This window comes from Gaiella sp., assembly GCF_035558935.1.
In the GTDB taxonomy this organism is placed as follows: Bacteria; Actinomycetota; Thermoleophilia; order Gaiellales; family Gaiellaceae; genus Gaiella.
On the sequence record NZ_DATMBZ010000155.1, the window covers coordinates 1 to 19,596 of the forward strand.

The following is a 19,596-nucleotide window of genomic DNA, read 5'->3' on the forward strand; positions in this document are numbered from 1 at the left end:
AACGCGCAACGGTAGCCACCGGGTCGGCGCGGCCTCCAGGCATGAAGCGGCTCGTCCCGGCACTGCACGTTCGGGGGGGTGACCTCTACCCGAACGAGTGATTCACGATGCCTCTAACGGGTCATAACGTGCAGAACAGAGTGCCGGGATGCCGCTGCGGGCGTTGCGGGTTCCCCGGCAAATGGAGAGGGAAGGGGTAATCCGATGCGGAAGTTCACACGAGGGGGGCCACTGGCGTACGGCCTGATGCTGGTCGCGCTGGTGGCGCTCGCCGTCGCAGGTGCGGCGTCGGGCAATCACTCCGCTGACTACACGGGGACGGCGGACACGCACCTCGTCGTCGAGGGCAACCCGCCGCTGTGCCCGCCGGGCACGGGGGGACTGTCCTTCCGGCTGGATGCGGACAACGGCGAGCTTGCCGAGGGACTGTATCCGGCAAACGATCCGTTCATCAGGATCTTCGACCTCGACATCGAGGGTGGCACGCTGAGCTGGGAGTTCACGGACATCCATCGGTACGACATGGCTGTCGTCGTGATGAAGGGCGGCAACACCGGGGCGGTCGTGTACACCTACGACTCCAAGTCGCCCGCGGGCGGTTTCGACGACTCCGACTCGGGTCTCACGACGCCGATCAACCCGAGCGGCAAGCCCGCCGCGATCAGCCACGTCGACTTCTGTCTCGACCCGAAGGGTCACGGCGGTCCGAAGCACCTGATCGTCAACAAGACCGCGCAGACGTCGTGGGACAAGGTCTACACGTGGGAGGTCGAGAAGTCGGTCGACAAGAGTCAGCTCGAGATGAAGACCGGCGAGACGGGCAGCGTGCAGTGGAAGGTCGACGTCACGCAGACGGGGTTCGTCGCCCGAAACGCGGTCGTCTCGGGCCAGATCACGGTCGCGAACCCGAACGACGCGCCGGTCTCGGGCGTCTCGCTCACGGACGCTCTACCTGGTGCTGTCGTCGACTGCGACGGTACGCCGGGCGCGCCGTACCTCAACACCGGCCTCTCGCTCGACGGCCAGGGGTTCCTCGTGTGTGCATACACGGCGCCCCGTGACTCGGCCGCGGGAGGGACGAACGAGGCGACCGCGACGGCGACGCTGAACGGTGTCGACATCTCCGACAGCGGGACGGCGGACTTCACGTTCGGCGACCCGGCCAGCGAGATCAACAAGACGGTCAAGGCCGTCGACGGCAAGAACACGTGGAACGGGATCGACAAGACCTCGTCGTTCACGTACGACGAGCAGTTCCCGTGCTCGAGCCAGGGCCGCAACAACGTCGTCGACCTGCTCGGCGACAACCCGTCGACTCCGCAGGTCGAGACGGACTACGAGCTCGACACGGACTCGGCCGGCGTCACCGTCCGCTGTAGCGAGACGCCGCCGCCTCCGCAGCCCCCGACGGTGAGGACGGACGAGTTCATGGACGTGCAGGTCCTGAAGGACGCGACGTCGCAGGTGCAGCTCGTCAACGGGCAGGCACAGGTCGCGTACACGGTTCGGGTGCGGAACAACGGCCCGAACCAGGCGCACAACGTCCAGCTCGTCGACTCGGCGCCGAGCGGCGTCACGTTCACCGGGATCACGCAGGCGCCGGTGGGCGGCGGCTGCTCGCTCTCCGGTGGCGTGCTGCTGCAGTGCAGCCTCGGGACGCTTGGTCCCGGGGTCGAGCGGGTGATCGGGCTCTCCGCCCGCGTCGCGCAGACGGGGACGTACACGAACTGCGCGACGGCCACGGGTGACGGCAAGGACACGAACGGCGCCAACAACCGGGCGTGCGCGTCGACGCTCGTCACCGCGCCGGTGACGCCGCCGACCACGACGCCGAAGCCTCCGGTGAAGCCGAAGCCGAAGCCCAAGCCCCTCAACATCTGCCGCGTCCTCAAGGTGACGCCGTCGATGGTGAAGGCGAACGGGGCGAAGCAGATCGTGCTCGCCAAGGTGACGCGGTCGAAGACCCCGGTCGCTGGTGTCGCGGTGCGGTTCACCGGCACGGGCCTCGCCAAGGTCGTGAAGACGAACCAGCGCGGCGTGGCCCGCCTCTCGCTCACGCCGAGCAAGGCCGGGATCATGCTCGTCAAGATCACGAGCGCGAAGGCGTGCAACAGCGCCAGGATCGGCGTGGTCGGCGTCTTCGAGCCGCCGGTGACCGGCTGACGCATTCCCCGAGCCGGCACTCGGCCGGCGCCCCGGGAGACCGGGGCGCCGGCGCCTCGGGGAGGGTTGGCGGGGCCGCAAGGCCCCGTCGGCCCGGTCCTGACCGGACCTAGACCCAGGTGGGGGACAAAACCCCTCGTCCGAGGGGCAGCGCTCCCGCGGGAGGGGGATACGGTGCGACTACAGACAGAGTGCCGACGACCGCTCCACCGAACTCGCGGCGGCGAGGGAAGCGGAGCAGCCGAGAGGAACCAACGATGGGGGACGGAGCCACGAGGGCGAGCAGCGCGGGGATGGGCGTGAGCGACGCATTCGAGTCTCTGTCCACGGGGTGAGGGTTGGCTCTCCGCTCGGCACCAGGCCGGTGCACCCGGGCTCGACCCGGGCGCACCGGCCCTCATAGCGCATCGGCCGTCGGGAACGGGGGGAGGACAAGCCTCTCGTCCGGGGAGCGTGGCAGGCCCCGGGCGAGAGGAGCGGTCCTCGCCGCTTTCGCCTCACTGCTCCTCGCGGCGCTTCTCGCCCCGACAGCGGGCGCGGGAGGCGCGGGAGGCAAGGCGCCGCTGTCGGCGCTCGCGAGCGTCCGCGTGGTCGGCTCCGGGCCGGTCGCCTGGGCGAAGGTCGCCGTGCGAAGCGCTCCGAGCCGCAATGCGAGCGTCGTCGCCACACTCGCGCAGTTCCGTCCGGACTTCCACCCCCGCACGGTCATGGCGCTCGACGAGCGCCTCGACCGCACCGGCGCGCCGGCGTGGTATCGCATCTCGGTTCCGGGCCGGCCGAACGGACGCACCGGCTGGATCCCCGCTGCGGCCGCGAACATCCACCCGGTCGACCGCTGGCTCGTCGTCTACCGCGGCACGAGGAAGTTTGAGCTGTACATCGACGGAGTACTCCGCCGCACCGGGCCGGTCGCCGTCGGCGCGCGGGGGATGGAGACGCCGATCGGGCTCTTCTTCGTCCAGTCTCGCTTCGTCCCGAGCAAGTATCCGATCCTCGGCGCCTTCGCGTTCGAGACGAGCGGCTACTCGAAGCTCTCCGACTGGCCGGGCGGCGGCGTCGTCGGCGTCCACGGAACGAACATGCCTTGGCTGATCGGTCAGGCGGTGTCGCACGGCTGTGTCCGGCTGCGCAACAGCGACGTCCTCGCTCTGCGCAAGCTCGTGCGCGTCGGCACCCCGGTGAAGATCGTCGCCGCGTAGGCGCCGCCCCCGGCGACCGCTACGCCGCCGAGGCTGCGTCGAACGCGTACGCCTGGATCGGGTCGGACGAGAGCGTCCGCTGGCCGCCCGGCGCGGGACGGAGTTGCCGCACGCGGTAGCCGCGATCCTCGAAGGTGAAGCCGGGCTGGAACGTCCGCCAGGAGCCTCCGAGCGATCGTGCGACGCCGACGCGCTCGAAGCGGAAGCCGAAGCCGTTGCACGTCGTCACGCCGCCGTTCCACGACTCTGCCGTCGCGATCGGCTTCCAGAGGCGGTGCGACCCCTCGAGCACGATCGGGTCGGTCGCGGGCTTGCCGTCGACCCAGACCCGCCAAACGCCCGGCCGCCGGTTCATCTCGAGCACCGCGAGCCGGTGGCGGTCGCCGACCTGGACGTTCTCGAGCAGCGGGACGAAGACCGGATCGCGTCCGGCGCGCGTGATCTCGGCGTAGACCATCGGCGGTGTGTTGGGAAGCGCCGCGATGCCCGTCTGGAGCCACATCGTCTCGCCGCTCCGGCCGGCGCTCTTGCCGCCGACACCGATCCATGCGGCTGCGTGGCCGGCCTGCACGGACGGGGCGCGGAGCGGCGCGATCGTCGCGCGGACGCCACTCGAGACCTTCGACGACTCGAAGCCCGCGTACGCGTAGCCGGCGGAGCCGTGCGACCCGGAGCTGCACCCCGCAGCGCTCGCTTCGGCGCTCGTCTGGAACGGCGCCGCCCACGTCACGACGACCGTCGCGAGTGCCGTCGCCGCCAAGGCCCCCAAAGTCTTCACAGATCCCTCGATCGGCGTCCCCGGAACGAGGGAGCATCCCTCGATTCAGCGATCGACCGGGGAATGCGGGGGTAGCATCGGGGGCATGGCCCGGCTCGAGGAGCGACGCAGGACGGGTCTCGATGCCTGGCGCGCGCGCTACGAGGGGTCGCCGTTGCGCGAGGGGGAGGCGTTCACGTCGATCTCGGGCGCCGAGGTGGAGCCGCTCGCCACGCCCGAGACGGGCACAGTGGACTACGACCGTGATCTCGGGTACCCGGGGTCGTTCCCGTTCACGCGCGGGGTCTATCCGTCGATGTACCGCGGCCGGCTGTGGACGATGCGCCAGTTCGCGGGGTTCGGGACGGCGGCGGAGACGAACGAGCGGTTTCGGTACCTGCTCGACCACGGGCAGACGGGCCTGTCGTGTGCGTTCGACATGCCTGCGCTGATGGGTGTCGACTCGGACTCACCACGCGCGCTCGGCGAGGTCGGCCGTGAGGGCGTGGCGATGGCGTCGCTCGAGGACATGCGGGTGCTTTTCTCCGGGATCCCGCTGGACGAGGTGTCGACGTCGATGACGATCAACTCGTCGGCGGCGATCGCACTGGCGATGTACCTGGTCGTCGGGGAGGAGCAGGGCGTCCCACGGGACCGGCTCCGGGGGACAGTCCAGACGGACATCCTCAAGGAGTACATCGCGCAGAAGGAGTTCATCTTCCCGCCGGGCCCGTCGATGCGGTTGGTGACGGACATGGTCGAGTTCTGCGCTCGGGAGATGCCGCTCTGGCATCCGATCTCGATCTCCGGCTACCACATCCGCGAGGCCGGCTCGACGGCGGGCCAGGAGCTCGCGTTCACGCTGAAGAACGGGTTCACCTACGTCGAGTGGGCGCTCGAGCGGGGGCTGGAGGTGGATGCGTTCGCGCCGCGGTTGTCGTTCTTCTTCAACGCGCACCTCGACTTCTTCGAGGAGATCGCGAAGTACCGCGCGGCGCGGCGGATCTGGGCGCGGGAGCTGCGCGACCGGTACGGGGCACGCGACGAGCGCTCGCTCCTGATGCGGTTCCACACCCAGACGGCCGGCGTCTCGTTGACATGGCAGCAGCCGCTCGTCAACGTCGCGCGTACGGCGATCGAGGCCCTTGCGGCCGTGCTCGGCGGGACGCAGTCGCTGCACACGAACTCCTACGACGAGGCGCTCGCGCTGCCGACCGAGGACGCCGTGCGGCTCGCGCTGCGCACCCAGCAGGTGATCGCGCACGAGACGGGCGTCGTCAACACGATCGATCCGCTCGGCGGCTCCTACCACGTCGAGGCGCTGACGAACCGGCTCGAGGCGGAGGCGTACGAGCTGTTCCGCCGGATCGACGAGCTCGGCGGCATGGTCGCGGCGATCGAGGAGAACATGCCGCAGCGCGAGATCGCCGACGCCGCCTTCCGCTACCAGCAGGAGGTCGACGCCGAGGAGCGTGTGATCGTCGGCGTCAACCGCTTCCGCACCGAGAGCGAGGAGGAGATTTCGATCCTCCGCATCGACCCCGACGTCGAGCGCCGCCAGATCGACAGCCTCCAGGCCTTCAAAGCGCAGCGCGACTCCGCGGTCGTGGAGCGGCGCATCGCCGAGCTGTCCGAGGCCGCGTCCGTCGACGACCGCAACCTGATGCCCGTGATCGTCGACGCCGTCCGCGACGGCGTCACGCTCGGCGAGATCTGCGACGCCTGGCGCCGCGTCTGGGGCACCTGGCGCGAGCAGCCCGTGTTCTAGCTCGACGCTTCGGATCCGGCTATTTCCTCGCCCGGTATCCGGTCGGCGAGGTGGCCGAGCCTGCGTCCTGGATCGTCACGATGGACACCTGCTCGCGTCCGTCGTCGACGACGTAGACGACGACCATCCACCGCCACGGGCCGAGAATGAAGCGGAAGCCCTTCCACGGCCCTTCGAGCGGCGCGCCGAGCAGTGGGAACTCGGCGAGCGGTCGAAGCGATCGGACGACTCGTCCCGTCGTGTCCCGAGGAAGGCTGTGCGTTCGAATCAGGCGCGCGAGGTCGTCCCGCGCGGCGGGCGTGACGAGGACGCGTGTCACCGTCAGAGCTCGTCGAGGGGGATGCCGAGACCGGCGTCAACCTGCTCGCGACCGAGTCTCGCGCGATCCAGCGCGCCCGGGATCGCGTCGAGCAGCTCGGTCACGTGTCCAGCGTCCGGATCAGCCTCGTCGAGGGCGCTCGCGAGCAACGAGCGGGCAAGCGTTCCCTCGTTCAGGTGCGTGCGCTCCGCAAGCGCCCTGAGCTTCGCCGCGTGGGGTGGGTCGAGCGTGACGTTGACCCGATGTGGCTCACGGCTCATGTGCACAGGTTAGCACGGATTGTGCACCCTACACGTCGAGCTCCATGCCGTCGTAGGCGAGGTCGACGCCGTCGGGGGCGTCGAGCTCCGACGGACGGTGCGTGAGGAGGAGGCGCCGGGCGCCGGAGGCGGCGTAGGCGTCCAGCGCCTCCTCCGCGCTCAGATGGCCGCGCGGCTCGCCGTCGGCCTCGCCGGTCTCCAGCGTCGCCTCGCAGACGAAGAGGTCGACGTCGCGCGCGAGGTCCGCGATCCGGTCGCTGGGGCCGGTGTCGCCCGTGTACGCGAGCGTCGCCCGCCCGTTCGTCACGCGGAAGCCATACGTCTCGAGGCGATAGTGCGGCAGGCGGAGCGGCAGCACCTCGAGACCGGCCGCGGTCGAGAACGCCTCCCCGCCGTCGTACTCCTTGACCGTGAACGTGCGCTCGAACATGTCCGGGAAGCCGAGCCGCGAGCCGAGCTCCTCGAGGAACAGCCGGCCGCCGCGGTAGACCCAGAGCTCGGGTCGGAGGTCGTCGTGACCACGGCGGTAGAAGCTGCCCCAGACCCAGGGCACGAGGTCGCCCCAGTGGTCGAGGTGGAAGTGCGTGATCGCGATCGCGTCGAGCGACGGCCAGGCCTCGGCCTCCCGTAGACGGCCGAGCACCCCGGGGCCGCAGTCGAGCAGCAGGCGCTTGCCCTCCGACTCGACGACGTAGCCGGAATGGGCGCCTCCCGCATTCGGCCAGGCCGGGGACGACCCGATGACGATCAGTCGCACGTTCCTATACTGACCGCGTGGAGCGGACGATTCGGGTCGTGATCGCGAAGCCCGGCCTCGACGGCCACGACAGGGGGGCGAAGATCATCGCGCGCTCGCTCCGGGACGCCGGCATGGAGGTCATCTACACGGGCCTCCACCAGACGCCGGAGCAGATCGTCGAGACCGCGATCCAGGAGGACGCAGACGCGGTGGGGATCTCGATTCTCTCGGGTGCGCACATGACGTTGGTGCCGCGGATCGTAGAGGGACTCCGGGCGAACGAGGCCGAGGACGTGCTCGTCGTCGTCGGCGGCACCATTCCCGTGGAGGACGCCGACGAGCTCAAGCGCCTCGGTGTCGCCGAGGTCTTCACGCCGGGCGCTCCGACCGCGGCGATCGTCGACTTCCTGCGCAGCGCTCTGGCACCGGCGTAGTCCCCGACCGGAGCGGCGTGCTAGATCCCAGGGCGAAGGCCCTCGGTTTCGGCCGGAGCCGGAAGGGCTGAGTCCTCCGCTGCCGCGGGCCCGGTCGCGACGGTCGTGCCGCCGGGGCGGCTGATGCGGGCGGCGACGAGCTCGCCGGGCGTCCCACGGAGCGCTGCGGCTGTGACCTCCGACTTCGCCGTGTACGCCGTGACGGGCTGAGATCCCGTGCGCGCCTGGAGAACGCGGCGATCGGGGCTCGCGAGCGCCGTCGCGAGGGACGTGTCGACGACGGCGTCGGGCGCGATCGAGAGCGTGACGCCACGCTCGCCGACCACCGGCGTCCACTTCCCGCCGGGCCACCAGCGCACGGACGTCACGAGCAGCTCGAGCGAGCCGGCGCCAGCCGCGACGGGCGTGCCGCGCAGGCCGAGCGAGAACGTCGTCCCGAGACGGCCCGGGAAGAGAAGCCGCTCGGCAGCGTTGAGATAGGGGTACGGGTTGACGGCCGCGCCGTCGTTCGGGTGCACCTCGAAGTGCAGGTGGTCGTTGCCCTCCGCGTCGCCCGAGTCCCCCACGTAGCCGATCTGCTCTCCGGCCGTCACCTTCGCGCCGTCGGCGACGGCGTAGGAGACGCCGAGCTTGCACCCGCCTCGGTCTTCCGACTTCTCGGTGAGGTCGTTGTTCAGGTGGATGTAGAGGTAGGTGGTGCCGCTCTTCCCGTACAGGTAGAGCATGCAGCCGGCGCGGGCGGACGTCGTCCACCACTTGACCTTTCCCGACTCCGCTGCGACGACGGGCGTCCGCCACGGGACGCGCTCGATGTCGATGCCCTGGTGGCTCCCGTTGACGCGCGGATCCCCGAAGTTCATCCCGTACGCGTAGTCCCCGATCAGGGGGAACACGATCGGGCTCCCGTTGACGAGGCCGGGCTTCAACGCTGCGTGGAGCGAGCCGACGACCGCCGCGCAGAAAAGGGCGGAGAGGAGGAGAGAGACCCCTCGTGCTGTCGTCCGGTGGCGAGTCATGGCTCCGCGACGCTTCGCGCCAGGCCGCGCGAAGGGCGGGACACTAGCAGACCAAGGGGACTGGTCCCAGGGGACTGGCACCGCAAGGGGCCTGTCCCCTGTGAAGCTCCGCGGGGTCGATCCCCGGCGTGGACAGACCCCTGGGTAGAGTCAGCCGCGTGAAGATCGCCGTCTGCGTCAAGCAGGTCCCGGACGCCACCGTCCAGAAGCGGCTCGACCCGTCGACACACCGGCTCGACCGCTCGGGCGAGGGAACGCTCAACGCAACCGACGTCAACGCCGTCGAGGAAGCGCTCCGGCTCAAGGAGGCTCAGGGCGGCGAGGTCGTCGTCGTCTCGCTGGGACCGGAGAAGGCGATGGACTCCCTTCGCAAGGCGCTCGCGATGGGCGCCGACCGGGCGGTCCTCGTCTCGGACGAGGGCGCCGCGGGCTCCGATCTCCTCGCGACGGGCCGCGTGCTCGCGAAGGTGCTCGAGCGAGAGGAGCCCGAGCTCGTTCTCTTCGGGCAGCAGTCGAGCGACGCCGACGGCGCCGTCCTCTGGGCGTCCGTCGCCGACCGTCTGCGACGGCCGATGGTCTCGCAGGTCGCGGAGCTCACGATCGACGGCGACAGCCTGAGCGGCAAGCGGCAGACGGAGTTCGGCTACGACGTGATCTCGGCGCCGCTGCCGGCGGTGGTCGCCGTATCGGACGCCATCAACGAGCCCCGGTATCCGTCGCTCAAGGGGATCATGGGCGCCAAGGCGAAGCCGCAGGAGGTCGTCTCGCTCGCCGACCTCGGCGTCGACGCGGAGACGGTCGGCGTGGCAGGCTCGCGAACGGTCGTGCGCGCGGTGGCTCCTCCGCCGGCGAAGAGCGACCAGGTTCGGATCGAGGACGACGGCAACGCCGCGGAGAAGATCGTCGAGTATCTCGCCGAGAAGAGGCTCGTCTGATGCCCGGCACGCTCGTCTACCTCGAGTCGCACGACGGCGAGCTGACGAAGGGCGGGCTCGGGCTGCTGTCCAAGGCGGCTTCGCTCGGCGGCGACGTCCTCGGGGCCGTTCTCGGCAGCGGCGTGGCCGACGTCGCCCCGCGGGCCGGTGCCTTCGGCGCCTCGACCGTCTACGTCGTCGACGACGAGGCGCTCGCGGCGCCGCTGCCGCAGCCGCGCGTCGATGCCCTCGAGGCGGTCGTCCGCGAGTCGGGCGCCGACAACGTGCTCTTCCCCGCCTCGGTGCTGGCGGCCGACGTCGCCGCCGGGCTTGCGGCGCGCCTCGAAGCAGGGCTCAACTGGGACCTGACCGACCTGCGACTCGAGGGCGACGAGCTCGTCGGCGTGCGCCCCGCTCTGGGCGACACCGTCCTCGTCGACGTCGGCTGGACGACGACGCCGCGGCTGGCGATCGTCCGCTCGGGGACGTTCGACCCGGTCGCGAGCGGTGGGACGGCGGAGGTCAAGGACGTCGGCGCGACGTTCCAGGACTTTTCGACGCTGGCGACGCTCGTCGACCACCTCCAGGAGGAGTCGAGCGGGCCGGCGATCGAGGAGGCCGACGTCATCGTTGCCGGCGGCCGGGGGCTCGGCGGTCCGGAGGGCTTCTCGATCTGCGAGGACCTCGCGGCGGCACTCGGCGGGGCGGTCGCCGCGACGCGGGCCGTCGTCGACGCGGGGTGGTATCCGTACTCCGCCCAGGTCGGTCAGACGGGCAAGACCGTCTCGCCGAAGCTCTACATCGCGCTCGGCATCTCCGGGGCGATCCAGCACAAGGTCGGCATGCAGGGCTCGGGGACGATCGTCGCGATCAACAAGGATCCGAACGCGCCGATCTTCGACTTCGCCGACGTCGGCGTCGTGGGCGACCTGACGCAGATCGCGCCGAAGCTGACCGAGCTCCTCCGGGCGCGTACGTAACGGGCCGATGAGCGGCATCCGCCCGGCCGACTACCCGCCGCCGTTCACGAGCGCCGAGGTGCTCGCCGCGCCGACCGACCCGCCGGACGAGCGCATCGACGTCGGCATCCTGATCGTCGGCGGCGGCCCCGGCGGCCTCGCGTGCGCGGTGCGGCTCGGCCAGCTGCTCGAGGAGCATCCGGACGTCCGGGAGCGCCTCGGGGACGTCCCCGTGGCCGTGCTCGAGAAGGGCAAGCAGCCCGGCTCGCACCTGCTCTCGGGCGCGGTGATGAACCCCCGTGCGATCCGCAAGCTCTTCGCCGGACGGATCCCGATCGAGGAGATGCCGACCTACGGCCCGGTGCATGGCGAGGCGGTCTACCTGCTCACGAAGGGCGCTGCGCTCCGGATTCCGCCGCCGCCCACGATGATGAACCACGGCAACTGGATCGTCTCGATCTCCGAGCTCGGGCGCTTCCTCGCCGAGCAGGCCGAGGCCGGCGGCGCCATGATCCTCCCCGAGACCACGGGCCAGAAGCTCCTCGTCGAGCACGGCCGCGTGGTCGGCGTGCGGACCGGCGACAAGGGCCGCGGGAAGGACGGTGAGCCGCTCGCGAACTTCGAGCCTGGCGTCGACGTGACCGCGAAGGTGACCGTTCTCGCGGAGGGCACGGCCGGCCACCTCACGACAGCGGCGATCGAGCACTTCGGCCTCCACGGGAAGAACCCCCAGATCTGGGCGCTCGGGGTGAAGGAGGTCTGGAAGGTTCCGCGGCCGCTCCACAAGATCGTCCACACGTTGGGCTGGCCGCTCCGCAAGCGAGCGCGGTACGGCGAGTTCGGCGGCTCGTGGATCTACCCGATGGGCGACGAGCACGTCTCGCTCGGATTCGTCGTCGGTCTCGAGTACGCCGACGTCGAGCTCTCGGCGCACGACCTCCTCCAGGAGTTCAAGACCCACCGGCTCGTGCGCAAGATCCTGCAGGGCGGCGAGCGCGTCGCCTGGGGCGCGAAGACGATCACCGAGGGCGGGCTCAACTCGGTCCCGTCCCGGCTCAACGCCCCTGGGCTGCTGTTCGTCGGAGAGAGCGCCGGCCTCGTGAACGTCCCGCGGCTCAAGGGCATCCACTACGCAGTCGAGTCGGGGAGGCTCGCCGCCGAGACGGCGTTCGCCGCGCTCGGCAGAGGCGAGGTCGCCGGCCGGCCCGGTGCGCTCGGCTCCTACGACGAGGCGGTGCGCGCGAGCTACATGTGGAAGGAGCTCGCAGAGGTCAGGAACATGCGCCAGGCGTTCGACAAGGGGTTCTTCGTCGGCGGCGCGCTCGCGAGCGCGATGACGGTGACGAAGGGCAAGCTCCCGCCCAAGGAGCTCCGGACGCACCCGAACGCCGACGCGGGGCTGATCCGCACGGGGCGCGCGGCCCGGTACCCGGCTCCCGACGGGACGCTGACCTTCGACAAGCTGTCGTCCGTCTTCGCGTCGGGCAACCGCGCCCGTGACGACCAGCCGAGCCACATCCGCGTGCAGACGCAGGTGCCGAGAGATCTCGCCGAGATGTGGGAGTGGATGTGCCCGGCGCACGTCTACGAGGTCGGCGAGGCGGACGGCGACGGGACGGTGCAGGTCGTCGTGAACCCGTCGAACTGCGTCCAGTGCGGGGCGATCAGCGCCAAGGGGGGGCGGCTGACACCGCCCGAGGGCGGCTCCGGGCCCGAGTACACGATCACCTGAGGGCCGGGTGGCTGCCTCACGGTTCGACGTCGTCGTGGTGGGCGCCGGCATCATCGGCCTCGCCACCGCGCGCGAGCTCCAGCGACGCCGTCCCGGTGACCGCGTCGGCGTCGTCGACAAGGAAACCGTGGCGGGTGCGCACCAGACGAGCCACTCGAGCGGTGTCGTCCACCGAGGCGTCTACTACGCCCCCGGGTCGCTGAAGGCGCAGCTCTGCGTCGAGGGCGCCGCTGCCCTGCTCGCCTACTGCGACGAGCGCGGAATCCCGGTCCTCCGCTGCGGGAAGGTGGTCGTCGCAACCGACGAGGGCGAGCTGCCGCGGCTCCAGGAGCTGTACCGCCGGTCGCGTGCGAACGGCGTTCCAGCGGTCGAGCTGATCGGTCCCGAGCGGCTGCGCGAGCTGGAGCCGCACGTCGCCGGGGCTCGGGCGCTGCACTCGCCCGAGACCGCCGTGGTCGACTTCGCGCGGGTCGTCGCGGCCTACGCCGAGGACGTGCAGGCGGCGGGCGGCGAGCTTCTGCTCGGGCGGGAAGTGGTCGGCCTCTCACGGCGCGGAGGCACGACCGTGGTCGAGACGACCGCCGGCGACTTGGAGGCGGAGCGCGTCGTCGTCTGCGGCGGGGTCTACGCGGACCGGCTGGCCGCTCTCTCTGGCGCGCCGCAGGAGCCGCGGATCGTGCCGTTCCGGGGTGACTACCTGCGTCTGCGGCCCGACCGTCGGCATCTCGTCCGCGGGCTCGTCTACCCGGTCCCCGACCCGGCGTTTCCATTCCTCGGCATCCATACGACCGTCCGGCCGGACGGAGACGTGTGGCTCGGCCCCAACGCCGTGCCGGCGCTCGCCCGCGAGGGGTATCGCAAGCGCGACGTCTCTCTCGGCGACATGGTGGACGCGGCCCGCGCGCCGGGGTTCCGCCGTCTTGTCCGGGGCCACTGGCGCATGGGGCTGGGCGAGATGGTGCGCGACGTCTCGACGCGGCGCTTCGTCGCCGCGGCCCGGAAGCTCCTCCCCGAGCTCGACGTCGCCGACGTCCTCCCCGGCCCGTCGGGGATCCGCGCGCAGGCACTCGGCCTGGACGGCACCCTGCTCGACGACTTCGTCTTCCACGAGGCGGAGGGCGTCGTCCACGTGCGCAACGCCCCGTCGCCGGGTGCGACGTCGTCGCTCGCCATCGCCCGCGTGATCGCCGAGCGCGTGTAGGCCCCGGGGTCAGTCCCCTACGGGGACAGAGCCCGTGATCGGCGTCGGGCCTGCCAGGCGTCCGTCATCGCAACGCGCTGTGCGAGCGTCGGGTGTGTCTGCAGCAGCAGGTAGGCCCACGTCGGCGGACTGGGGTCGCCGAGCGAGGTCGTGGCGAACTCCTCGAACAAGCCCCGGGCCGCGGCCGGGTCGCGCGTCGTCTGCAGCGCCTTCCAGTCGGCCTCCGCCTCCATGCCGCGGCTGACGAGGTTCTGCGCGGGAAGAACGACGAGCGAGAAGACGGCCGAGACGAGGAGCGCGAGCGGCACGGCGGCCGGCTCGCCCATCCCGCCGCGCCGGCGCGTGGCGAGCATCAGGACGAACGCGCCGGGGAGTGCGAACAGCGCGAACCAGCCGATTGCCTCGGGGATGTGGTTGCTCGAGTGATGCGCCAGCTCGTGCGCGAGAACCACGTCGACCTCGCGGTTCGAGAAGCGGCCGTCGAGGAGCGTGTCCCAGAGCACGATGCGCGACGACGGCCCCATGCCGAACGCGTAGGCATTGGCCTGGCTCGTATCGCCGCTCACCTTCTCGATCCGCAGCGGGATGTCGTCGACGCCCTGGGCCTGCTCGTAGCGCTCGTACGTCTGCTGGAGCCGCCGGTCCTTCACCGGCTCGAGGCCCTCCGTGAGGTAGGGGCTGACGAAGATCAGGAGCGCCGCGATCGCGGCGAACACGCCCGCGCCGGGGATCCACCACCAGGACCCGAGCCAGCGTGCGAGCGCCATCACGACGAGCAGCGCGACGCAAACGGCGACGAACGTCCCGCCGAGCGCGAGCCAGCCGCCGAAGATCGCTTCGAAGTAGCCGAGCTCCGAGACGCCGTGGCGGCGATCCCACCAGAGCGCGGCCACGGAGAACGGCAACTGTGTCAGCCAGACGATTGCGAGACCGACCATTCCGAGGAACATCCCGGTGCCGATCGGGCCGGCCGCGGACTCGCGGATGAACCGCGTTCCGCGCTTCGCGTACACCCACAGCGTCGCCAGCGCCGCGATCTGCGCGAGGGCCCAGTCGACGTAGAGAAAGCGCTCGTAACGCTCGGCCCTCGACACGAGGTCTCCGCCGAAGGTCGCGTCGACGTTGACGCGGGGCAGCGAAAGGTCGTCCGGGACGACGCTGCCGGCGAGAGCCCACGCCGCGAGGGCCCAGCCGCAGGCGAGAAGCGCGTAGACGGCGGCGCGAGTCGCCACAGCGGCTTTCATGGAATCACCTCGGCCGGGAGGGCCGGCAGCGGCGCCGGTTCCGGCGGGCGGCCGCGGAGGACGGGCGACGAGTCGGGGTACCGCGACGTGAGGAGGAAGAGGTACGCGAAGACCTGCGCCTGATAGCGGAGCGCCGCCGCTCCGAGATCACGGAGCCCGGGCGGCATCCGGCCGGTCGCCAGCGCGGCGACCCAGCCCATGACGCCGACGACGAGCAGGACGCCGCCGTAGGCGAAGGAGAGCACGAATGCGGGTAGGACGAGGACCAGCCGCGCGAGCACGCCGAGCCGCCGCTGGCGCGCGGGCGGCGCGATCGTGAGGTCGATCGGGTAGCTGCCCTCACGGCCGACGAAGCCGGGGAACGGCCGTCCGACGACGTAGAGGAACGCCCAGACGTGCGTCGTCGCCCGGACGAAGGCGGCGAGGAAGCGGTGGAGGAAGCGCGGCACGCGGCCGAGCACGAGCGCGAGCACCCACGCCGCGAGCCACGCGAGCAGCGCGGGCACGGCCCACAGCGTCAGCCAGAGGAGGTGCGGGATGACGAGGAGAAACCGGAACACGACGAGCAGACGCGGCCGGCCGAGATCGTCTCGCACGTCGAGCGCGACGGGGTGGACAGGCAGCTCGGGCGCGGGCTCGACACGTCCCGGTGTCGCGAGCGGGTACCGGTCCGTGAGCAGCAGCGCGTAGGCGGCTGCCTCGGCGCCGTAGCCGATCGCGTACGTCGCGGCGTCGCGCATGCCTCGCGGCATCCGTCCGCGCGCGAGCGAGGCGAACCACCCGAGCAGCGAGACGGCGACGGCGAGGCCGCCCGTGCCGCTCAGCAGCGCGACGCCCGACCAGCCTCCGAGCGCGGCCGACCCGCCGAGGGTCGACGAGAGCAGCAGCGCGGGCAGCGCGAGCAGGAGCCGGAAGCCGGACCCCAGCCTTCCCTGTCGCGCGGGCGGATCGATCTCGACGTCGACCGGATACGAGGCGGAGCCGGTGAAGCTCGGATACGGCGATGCCGCCAGCGTGAGGTACGCGGTGAGGTGGACCGTGTAGCGGACGTACGAGGCGAGGAACCGGTGCAGCGTCCCCGGCGCGCGGCGCTCGAACAGGACGGCGAGCCAGACGACGAACGCGAGCGTGAGCGCCGCCATGCCGAAGAGGGTCACCCACACGAGATGGGGCAGCGCGAGCACGAGCCGGAAGAGAACCGTGAGGCGCCGGCGCTGGAGGTCGTCCGTGACGACGAGGCGGACCGGGCGACGCGGTGCCGTAGCAGGGAGCGGGGCGGAGGTCACCGCGCGCATTCTGCGGGTCCGGTGCCGACGGATCGACCCCCCGAACGCGCACGCGGCATAGGATGCGCCCGGTGAGCGTGGGTCCCGTGACGCGCGACGACGTCGTCCGCGCGGCCGAGACGATCCGCGGACGCGTGCGCCGCACGCCCCTCCTGGACGGCTCCGATATCGCGCCGCGTCTCTCGCTCAAGGCCGAGCTGTTCCAGCACGGCGGGTCGTTCAAGGCCAGGGGCGTCACCAACCGGCTGGCCGCGATGACCGCCGGCGAGCGCGAGCGCGGCGTCGCCGGAGCGTCCGCCGGGAACCACGCGATCGCGCTCGCGTGGGGCGCCGCCGGCGAGGGCCTCGACTCGCTCGTCTTCTCGTGGTCGGGCGCGAGCACGTTCAAGCTCGACCGGGCGAGCGCGCTCGGCGCCCGCATCGACATGGAGGCCGATGATCCCTCCGACGCGTTCGCGCGTCTCGAGGAGCATCTCGAGCGGAGCGGCGCCACGCTCGTCCATCCGTTCGACGACCCGCTCGTGATGGCGGGGCAGGGAACGGTCGGCCTCGAGATCCTCGAGGATGCACCGGGCGTGGACGTCGTCGTCGTACCCGTGGGCGGCGGGGGGCTCATCGGGGGAATCGCCGCGGCGGTCGCACCGCGGGGCGTCCGCGTCGTCGGCGTCGAGCCCGAGGGCTCGGCGGCGCTCCTGCGCGGCCTCGAAGCGGGCGAGCCCGTGCCCGTCGCGCCGGAAACGATCGCGAGCGGCCTCGACGCGCCGTTCGCCGGCACCCGCGCACTCCAGGTGTGCGCCGCCGCCGGCGTCGAGGTCGTGACCGTCACGGACGCCCAGATCGCGGAGGCGATGCGAAGGCTCTACGCCGAGGCCAAGCTCGCGTGCGAGCCGGCTGCCGCTGCGGGAGTGGCCGCCGTGCTGGCGGGCGCGGTGGAGGGAGACTCGATCGTCGCCGTCGTCTCAGGAGGCAACGTCGGGCCCGAAATCGCCTCTGATATCCTGGCCGGTCGATGAAGGCGGACATCCATCCCGAGTACGTCGTCGCGCACGTCACGTGCTCCTGCGGCAACGAGTTCACGACCCGCTCGACGAAGCCGGAGCTGCACGTCGAGGTGTGCTCCGCCTGCCATCCGTTCTACACCGGCAAGCAGAAGCTGATGGACTCTGGCGGCCGGGTGGAGCGCTTCCAGCGGCGCCTCGAGAAGGCCGCCGCCGCCAAGTCCGCCTAGGTTCGACGGTGAGAGTCGCAGATACCGCGACCGCGACAGCGGGCGCCTTCAGGGATCTGCCGGCGCCGCAGGCGGCGGGTTCAGCGGCGCGATTGCGATTCTGCGGAATCGCGCGTCGCGGGCGAGATACGCCGTGAGCGTGTCCTACGGCGGTCAGGCCGTGCTCGAGGGCGTGATGATGCGCGGCCCGTCCTGCTGGGCCGTCGCGGTGCGCACGCCGGAAGGCGGCATCGAGGAGGTCGTCCGCGACGTCACGTCGCCGATGAAGCGGCACCGCATCTGGCGGCTGCCGGTGATCCGGGGCGTGATCGCCCTCGGCGAGTCGCTCGCGATCGGGTTCCGAGCGCTCGCGATCTCCGCGAACGTCGCCGCACGCGAGGAGGACGAGGAGGGCAAGGTCGTCACGGAGATCACGCGCGGCCAGATCATCTTCTCGTTCGCGATCGCGATCGGCTTCGCGTTGATGCTCTTCAAGGTCGGGCCCGCGCTCCTGACGAACTGGCTGCCCATCGAGGGCACGACGTGGTTTGTGATCGTCGAGGGGCTGATCCGCGTCTCGGTCTTCATCGCCTACATCGGCCTGATCGGGCTGCTCCCGGACCTGAAGCGCGTGTTCCAGTACCACGGCGCCGAGCACAAGACGATCAATGCGCTCGAGGGGGGCTCCGAGCTCACGCCCGAGCGGGTGCAGAAGTTCAGCCTGATCCACCCGCGTTGCGGAACAGCCTTTTTGCTCTGGGTGATGGTGCTCGGCATCTTCGTCTTCGCGCTCGTCGGGAGGCCCGTGTGGTACTGGCTGATCGTGAGCCGAATCCTTCTGCTGCCGGTCATCGCGGGGCTCGCCTACGAGCTCATCCGATACGCGGGGAAGCACCAGGAGAACCGCGTCCTGATGACGCTCCTGGCACCCGGGCTCTGGCTCCAGCGGCTCACGACCCGCGAGCCCACGCTCGACCAGGTCGAGGTCTCGATCCGCGCGATCGAGGAGGTGCGACGTCGAGAGGCCGGCGAGACGCCGTCCCAGACGGCGAGCGACGCCCGGGTCGAGGTGATGGCGTAAGCCGTGCCGAGGATCGTTCGTGACGCGGACGTCGCCTGGGAGGGAAACCTCGCCCGCGGTCACGGCGCGCTGACGGCCGCGACCTCGGGCGCCTTCATCGGCCTGTCGTACTCGCTTCCGACGCGCATCGGCGACCCCGAGGGGAAGACGAGCCCGGAGGAGCTGCTCGCCGCCGCGCACGGCGGGTGTTTCACGATGTCGCTGGCCGGCGAGCTCACCGGGGCGGGGACGCCGCCCGGACGGCTCGACGTCCACTGCCGGATCACGATGGACGAGGTCGAGGGCAGGGGGCACCTGATCGTGCACTCGGCGCTCGACGTGCGCGCGGACGTTCCCGATGTCGACGAGGAGGCGTTTGCCGCCGCGGTCGACGCGGCACACCAGGGCTGCTCCTTCTCCTCGCTTCTGCGCGACGCAGGGGTGGGGATCGACATCACCACAACGCTCGAAAGCTGACCGAGGAGGCGGACTCATGGCGACGGATCGCACTGCGAAGGTGACCTGGACGGGCTCGCTCATGGAGGGCGGCGGCCGGATCGAGGGCGTCGACAGCGGCGCGTTCGGGCCGCTCGACGTGACGTGGGCCTCGCGGGCCGAGGATCCTGCGGGAAGGACCAGCCCCGAGGAGCTGATCGCGGCGGCATGGGCGTCCTGCTACTCGATGGCGCTGTCGCACGCGCTCGCGGGCGCGGGCACGCCGCCCGAGCGGCTCGAGACGTCCGTGACGGTCTCGTTCCAGCCGGGTGAAGGAATCACGAAGGCCGCGATCATCGTCGTCGGCGGCGTCCCGGGCGTCGACCAGGACACGTTCGTCGAGCACGCCGAGGGCGCAAAGGTGAACTGCCCGGTCTCGAAGGCGCTGACGGGCGTCCCCGAGGTCACGCTCGACGCGAAGCTCGCGTAGCGCGCTCCTACAATCGGCGGCATGGCGACCCTCGACCAGCTGGCCGACGACCTCGAGCGCTCTCATGCCGAGCTTCAGGACCGGCTGGCCGACCCTGCGGTCTACGCCGACCATCGCGAGGCGGCGGAGCTTGGACGGCGCCTGAAGGAGCTCGAGCCGGCCGTGCGGGCGGCACGCGAGTGGCGTCAGGCGACGGCCGACCTCGCGGACGCCAGGCAGGATCCTGAGCTGGCGGCGTTGGCCGGAGAGCTCGAGGACGACGTACGTCGCCTCGAGGACGAGCTCAAGCTCGCCCTCGTCGCACGCGACCCCGCCGACGCCAAGGACGTGATCGTCGAGGTGAGGCAGGGCGTCGGCGGCGACGAGGCGGCGCTCTGGGCGGGTGAGGTGACCCGCATGCTGCAGCGCTATGC

Annotated in this window: 21 protein-coding genes; 14 read left to right on the forward strand and 7 right to left on the reverse strand. The window is 71.2% G+C overall.

The genetic code is table 11. The annotated features are described in order from the left end of the window. Positions 1-204: 204 nt before the first annotated feature. The gene (locus tag VNM44_RS14890; protein WP_325626680.1) at positions 205-2,163 is read left to right on the forward strand and encodes a hypothetical protein; all 1,959 of its coding nucleotides are present in this window, start codon (positions 205-207) and stop codon (positions 2,161-2,163) included. Positions 2,164-2,750: 587 nt separating this feature from the next. Continuing rightward, positions 2,751-3,362: a L,D-transpeptidase family protein gene (locus VNM44_RS14895; protein WP_325626681.1), complete on the forward strand. Its 612-nt coding sequence runs from the start codon at positions 2,751-2,753 to the stop codon at positions 3,360-3,362. A 19-nt stretch (positions 3,363-3,381) separates the two neighbouring features. Here the strand turns inward: VNM44_RS14895 and VNM44_RS14900 are convergent, their stop codons facing one another. Beyond that, positions 3,382-4,122, reverse strand: a complete 741-nt coding sequence (locus VNM44_RS14900; RefSeq protein WP_325626682.1) for a hypothetical protein — start codon at positions 4,120-4,122, stop codon at positions 3,382-3,384. A gap of 103 nt (positions 4,123-4,225) precedes the next feature. On the opposite strand from VNM44_RS14900, the gene VNM44_RS14905 reads away from it, so the two are divergent. Further along, complete coding sequence (locus VNM44_RS14905; RefSeq protein ID WP_325626683.1) at positions 4,226-5,887, forward strand: methylmalonyl-CoA mutase family protein; 1,662 nt, start codon at positions 4,226-4,228, stop codon at positions 5,885-5,887. A 19-nt stretch (positions 5,888-5,906) separates the two neighbouring features. On the opposite strand, the gene VNM44_RS14910 is transcribed toward VNM44_RS14905, so the two are convergent. Genes VNM44_RS14910 through VNM44_RS14920 form a run of 3 tightly spaced genes read right to left on the reverse strand, consistent with a single transcriptional unit; the run spans position 5,907 to position 7,223 of the window. Beyond that, positions 5,907-6,206 (reverse strand): type II toxin-antitoxin system RelE/ParE family toxin, encoded by a 300-nt coding sequence (locus VNM44_RS14910; RefSeq protein WP_325626684.1) that lies wholly within the window; start codon positions 6,204-6,206, stop codon positions 5,907-5,909. A 2-nt stretch (positions 6,207-6,208) separates the two neighbouring features. Then, on the reverse strand, positions 6,209-6,466 hold the full coding sequence (locus VNM44_RS14915; RefSeq protein ID WP_325626685.1) for a hypothetical protein: 258 nt from the start codon (positions 6,464-6,466) through the stop codon (positions 6,209-6,211). Positions 6,467-6,494: 28 nt separating this feature from the next. Further along, positions 6,495-7,223 carry an MBL fold metallo-hydrolase gene (locus VNM44_RS14920; protein WP_325626686.1) on the reverse strand — a complete coding sequence of 243 codons (729 nt, stop codon included), beginning with the start codon at positions 7,221-7,223 and terminating at the stop codon, positions 6,495-6,497. 17 nt (positions 7,224-7,240) lie between these two features. Here VNM44_RS14920 and VNM44_RS14925 point away from each other — a divergent pair, with 17 nt between their 5' ends. Further along, entirely contained in the window at positions 7,241-7,639 is a 399-nt protein-coding gene (locus tag VNM44_RS14925) for a cobalamin B12-binding domain-containing protein (RefSeq protein WP_325626687.1), read from the forward strand. Between the two features lie 20 nt (positions 7,640-7,659). On the opposite strand, the gene VNM44_RS14930 is transcribed toward VNM44_RS14925, so the two are convergent. Beyond that, on the reverse strand, positions 7,660-8,655 hold the full coding sequence (locus VNM44_RS14930; protein WP_325626688.1) for a M23 family metallopeptidase: 996 nt from the start codon (positions 8,653-8,655) through the stop codon (positions 7,660-7,662). Positions 8,656-8,813: 158 nt separating this feature from the next. Between VNM44_RS14930 and VNM44_RS14935 the strand changes: the two genes are divergently transcribed. The 4 genes from VNM44_RS14935 to lhgO are packed head-to-tail and all read left to right on the forward strand — an operon-like array spanning position 8,814 to position 13,461. After that, the gene (locus VNM44_RS14935; protein WP_325626689.1) at positions 8,814-9,590 is read left to right on the forward strand and encodes an electron transfer flavoprotein subunit beta/FixA family protein; all 777 of its coding nucleotides are present in this window, start codon (positions 8,814-8,816) and stop codon (positions 9,588-9,590) included. Further along, positions 9,590-10,549 carry an electron transfer flavoprotein subunit alpha/FixB family protein gene (locus VNM44_RS14940; protein ID WP_325626690.1) on the forward strand — a complete coding sequence of 320 codons (960 nt, stop codon included), beginning with the start codon at positions 9,590-9,592 and terminating at the stop codon, positions 10,547-10,549. The genes VNM44_RS14935 and VNM44_RS14940 overlap by 1 nt, the downstream gene beginning before the upstream one ends. A 7-nt stretch (positions 10,550-10,556) precedes the next feature. Next, the gene (locus VNM44_RS14945; protein WP_325626691.1) at positions 10,557-12,260 is read left to right on the forward strand and encodes an electron-transfer flavoprotein:ubiquinone oxidoreductase; all 1,704 of its coding nucleotides are present in this window, start codon (positions 10,557-10,559) and stop codon (positions 12,258-12,260) included. Between the two features lie 7 nt (positions 12,261-12,267). After that, positions 12,268-13,461 carry an L-2-hydroxyglutarate oxidase gene (gene lhgO / locus VNM44_RS14950; protein ID WP_325626692.1) on the forward strand — a complete coding sequence of 398 codons (1,194 nt, stop codon included), beginning with the start codon at positions 12,268-12,270 and terminating at the stop codon, positions 13,459-13,461. Between the two features lie 17 nt (positions 13,462-13,478). Here the strand turns inward: lhgO and VNM44_RS14955 are convergent, their stop codons facing one another. Next, on the reverse strand, positions 13,479-14,705 hold the full coding sequence (locus VNM44_RS14955; protein ID WP_325626693.1) for a M48 family metalloprotease: 1,227 nt from the start codon (positions 14,703-14,705) through the stop codon (positions 13,479-13,481). Then, positions 14,702-15,991 (reverse strand): DUF4389 domain-containing protein, encoded by a 1,290-nt coding sequence (locus VNM44_RS14960; protein WP_325626694.1) that lies wholly within the window; start codon positions 15,989-15,991, stop codon positions 14,702-14,704. Before VNM44_RS14960 ends, VNM44_RS14955 begins: the two co-directional genes overlap by 4 nt. Before the next feature lie 71 nt (positions 15,992-16,062). Between VNM44_RS14960 and VNM44_RS14965 the strand changes: the two genes are divergently transcribed. The 6 genes from VNM44_RS14965 to VNM44_RS14990 all read left to right on the forward strand — a co-directional run. Continuing rightward, complete coding sequence (locus VNM44_RS14965) at positions 16,063-17,004, forward strand: threonine ammonia-lyase (RefSeq protein ID WP_325626695.1); 942 nt, start codon at positions 16,063-16,065, stop codon at positions 17,002-17,004. Next, positions 17,001-17,219, forward strand: a complete 219-nt coding sequence (rpmE, locus tag VNM44_RS14970) for a 50S ribosomal protein L31 (RefSeq protein ID WP_325626696.1) — start codon at positions 17,001-17,003, stop codon at positions 17,217-17,219. The genes VNM44_RS14965 and rpmE overlap by 4 nt, the downstream gene beginning before the upstream one ends. A gap of 133 nt (positions 17,220-17,352) precedes the next feature. Next, entirely contained in the window at positions 17,353-18,279 is a 927-nt protein-coding gene (locus tag VNM44_RS14975; RefSeq protein WP_325626697.1) for a DUF1385 domain-containing protein, read from the forward strand. A 3-nt stretch (positions 18,280-18,282) separates the two neighbouring features. Next, positions 18,283-18,735, forward strand: coding sequence for an OsmC family peroxiredoxin (locus VNM44_RS14980; protein WP_325626699.1), 453 nt, complete (start codon positions 18,283-18,285; stop codon positions 18,733-18,735). A gap of 16 nt (positions 18,736-18,751) precedes the next feature. Further along, the gene (locus tag VNM44_RS14985; protein WP_325626701.1) at positions 18,752-19,183 is read left to right on the forward strand and encodes an OsmC family peroxiredoxin; all 432 of its coding nucleotides are present in this window, start codon (positions 18,752-18,754) and stop codon (positions 19,181-19,183) included. Positions 19,184-19,204: 21 nt separating this feature from the next. Further along, on the forward strand, positions 19,205-19,596 hold a 392-nt coding region (locus VNM44_RS14990; protein ID WP_325626703.1), incomplete at its 3' end, for a PCRF domain-containing protein.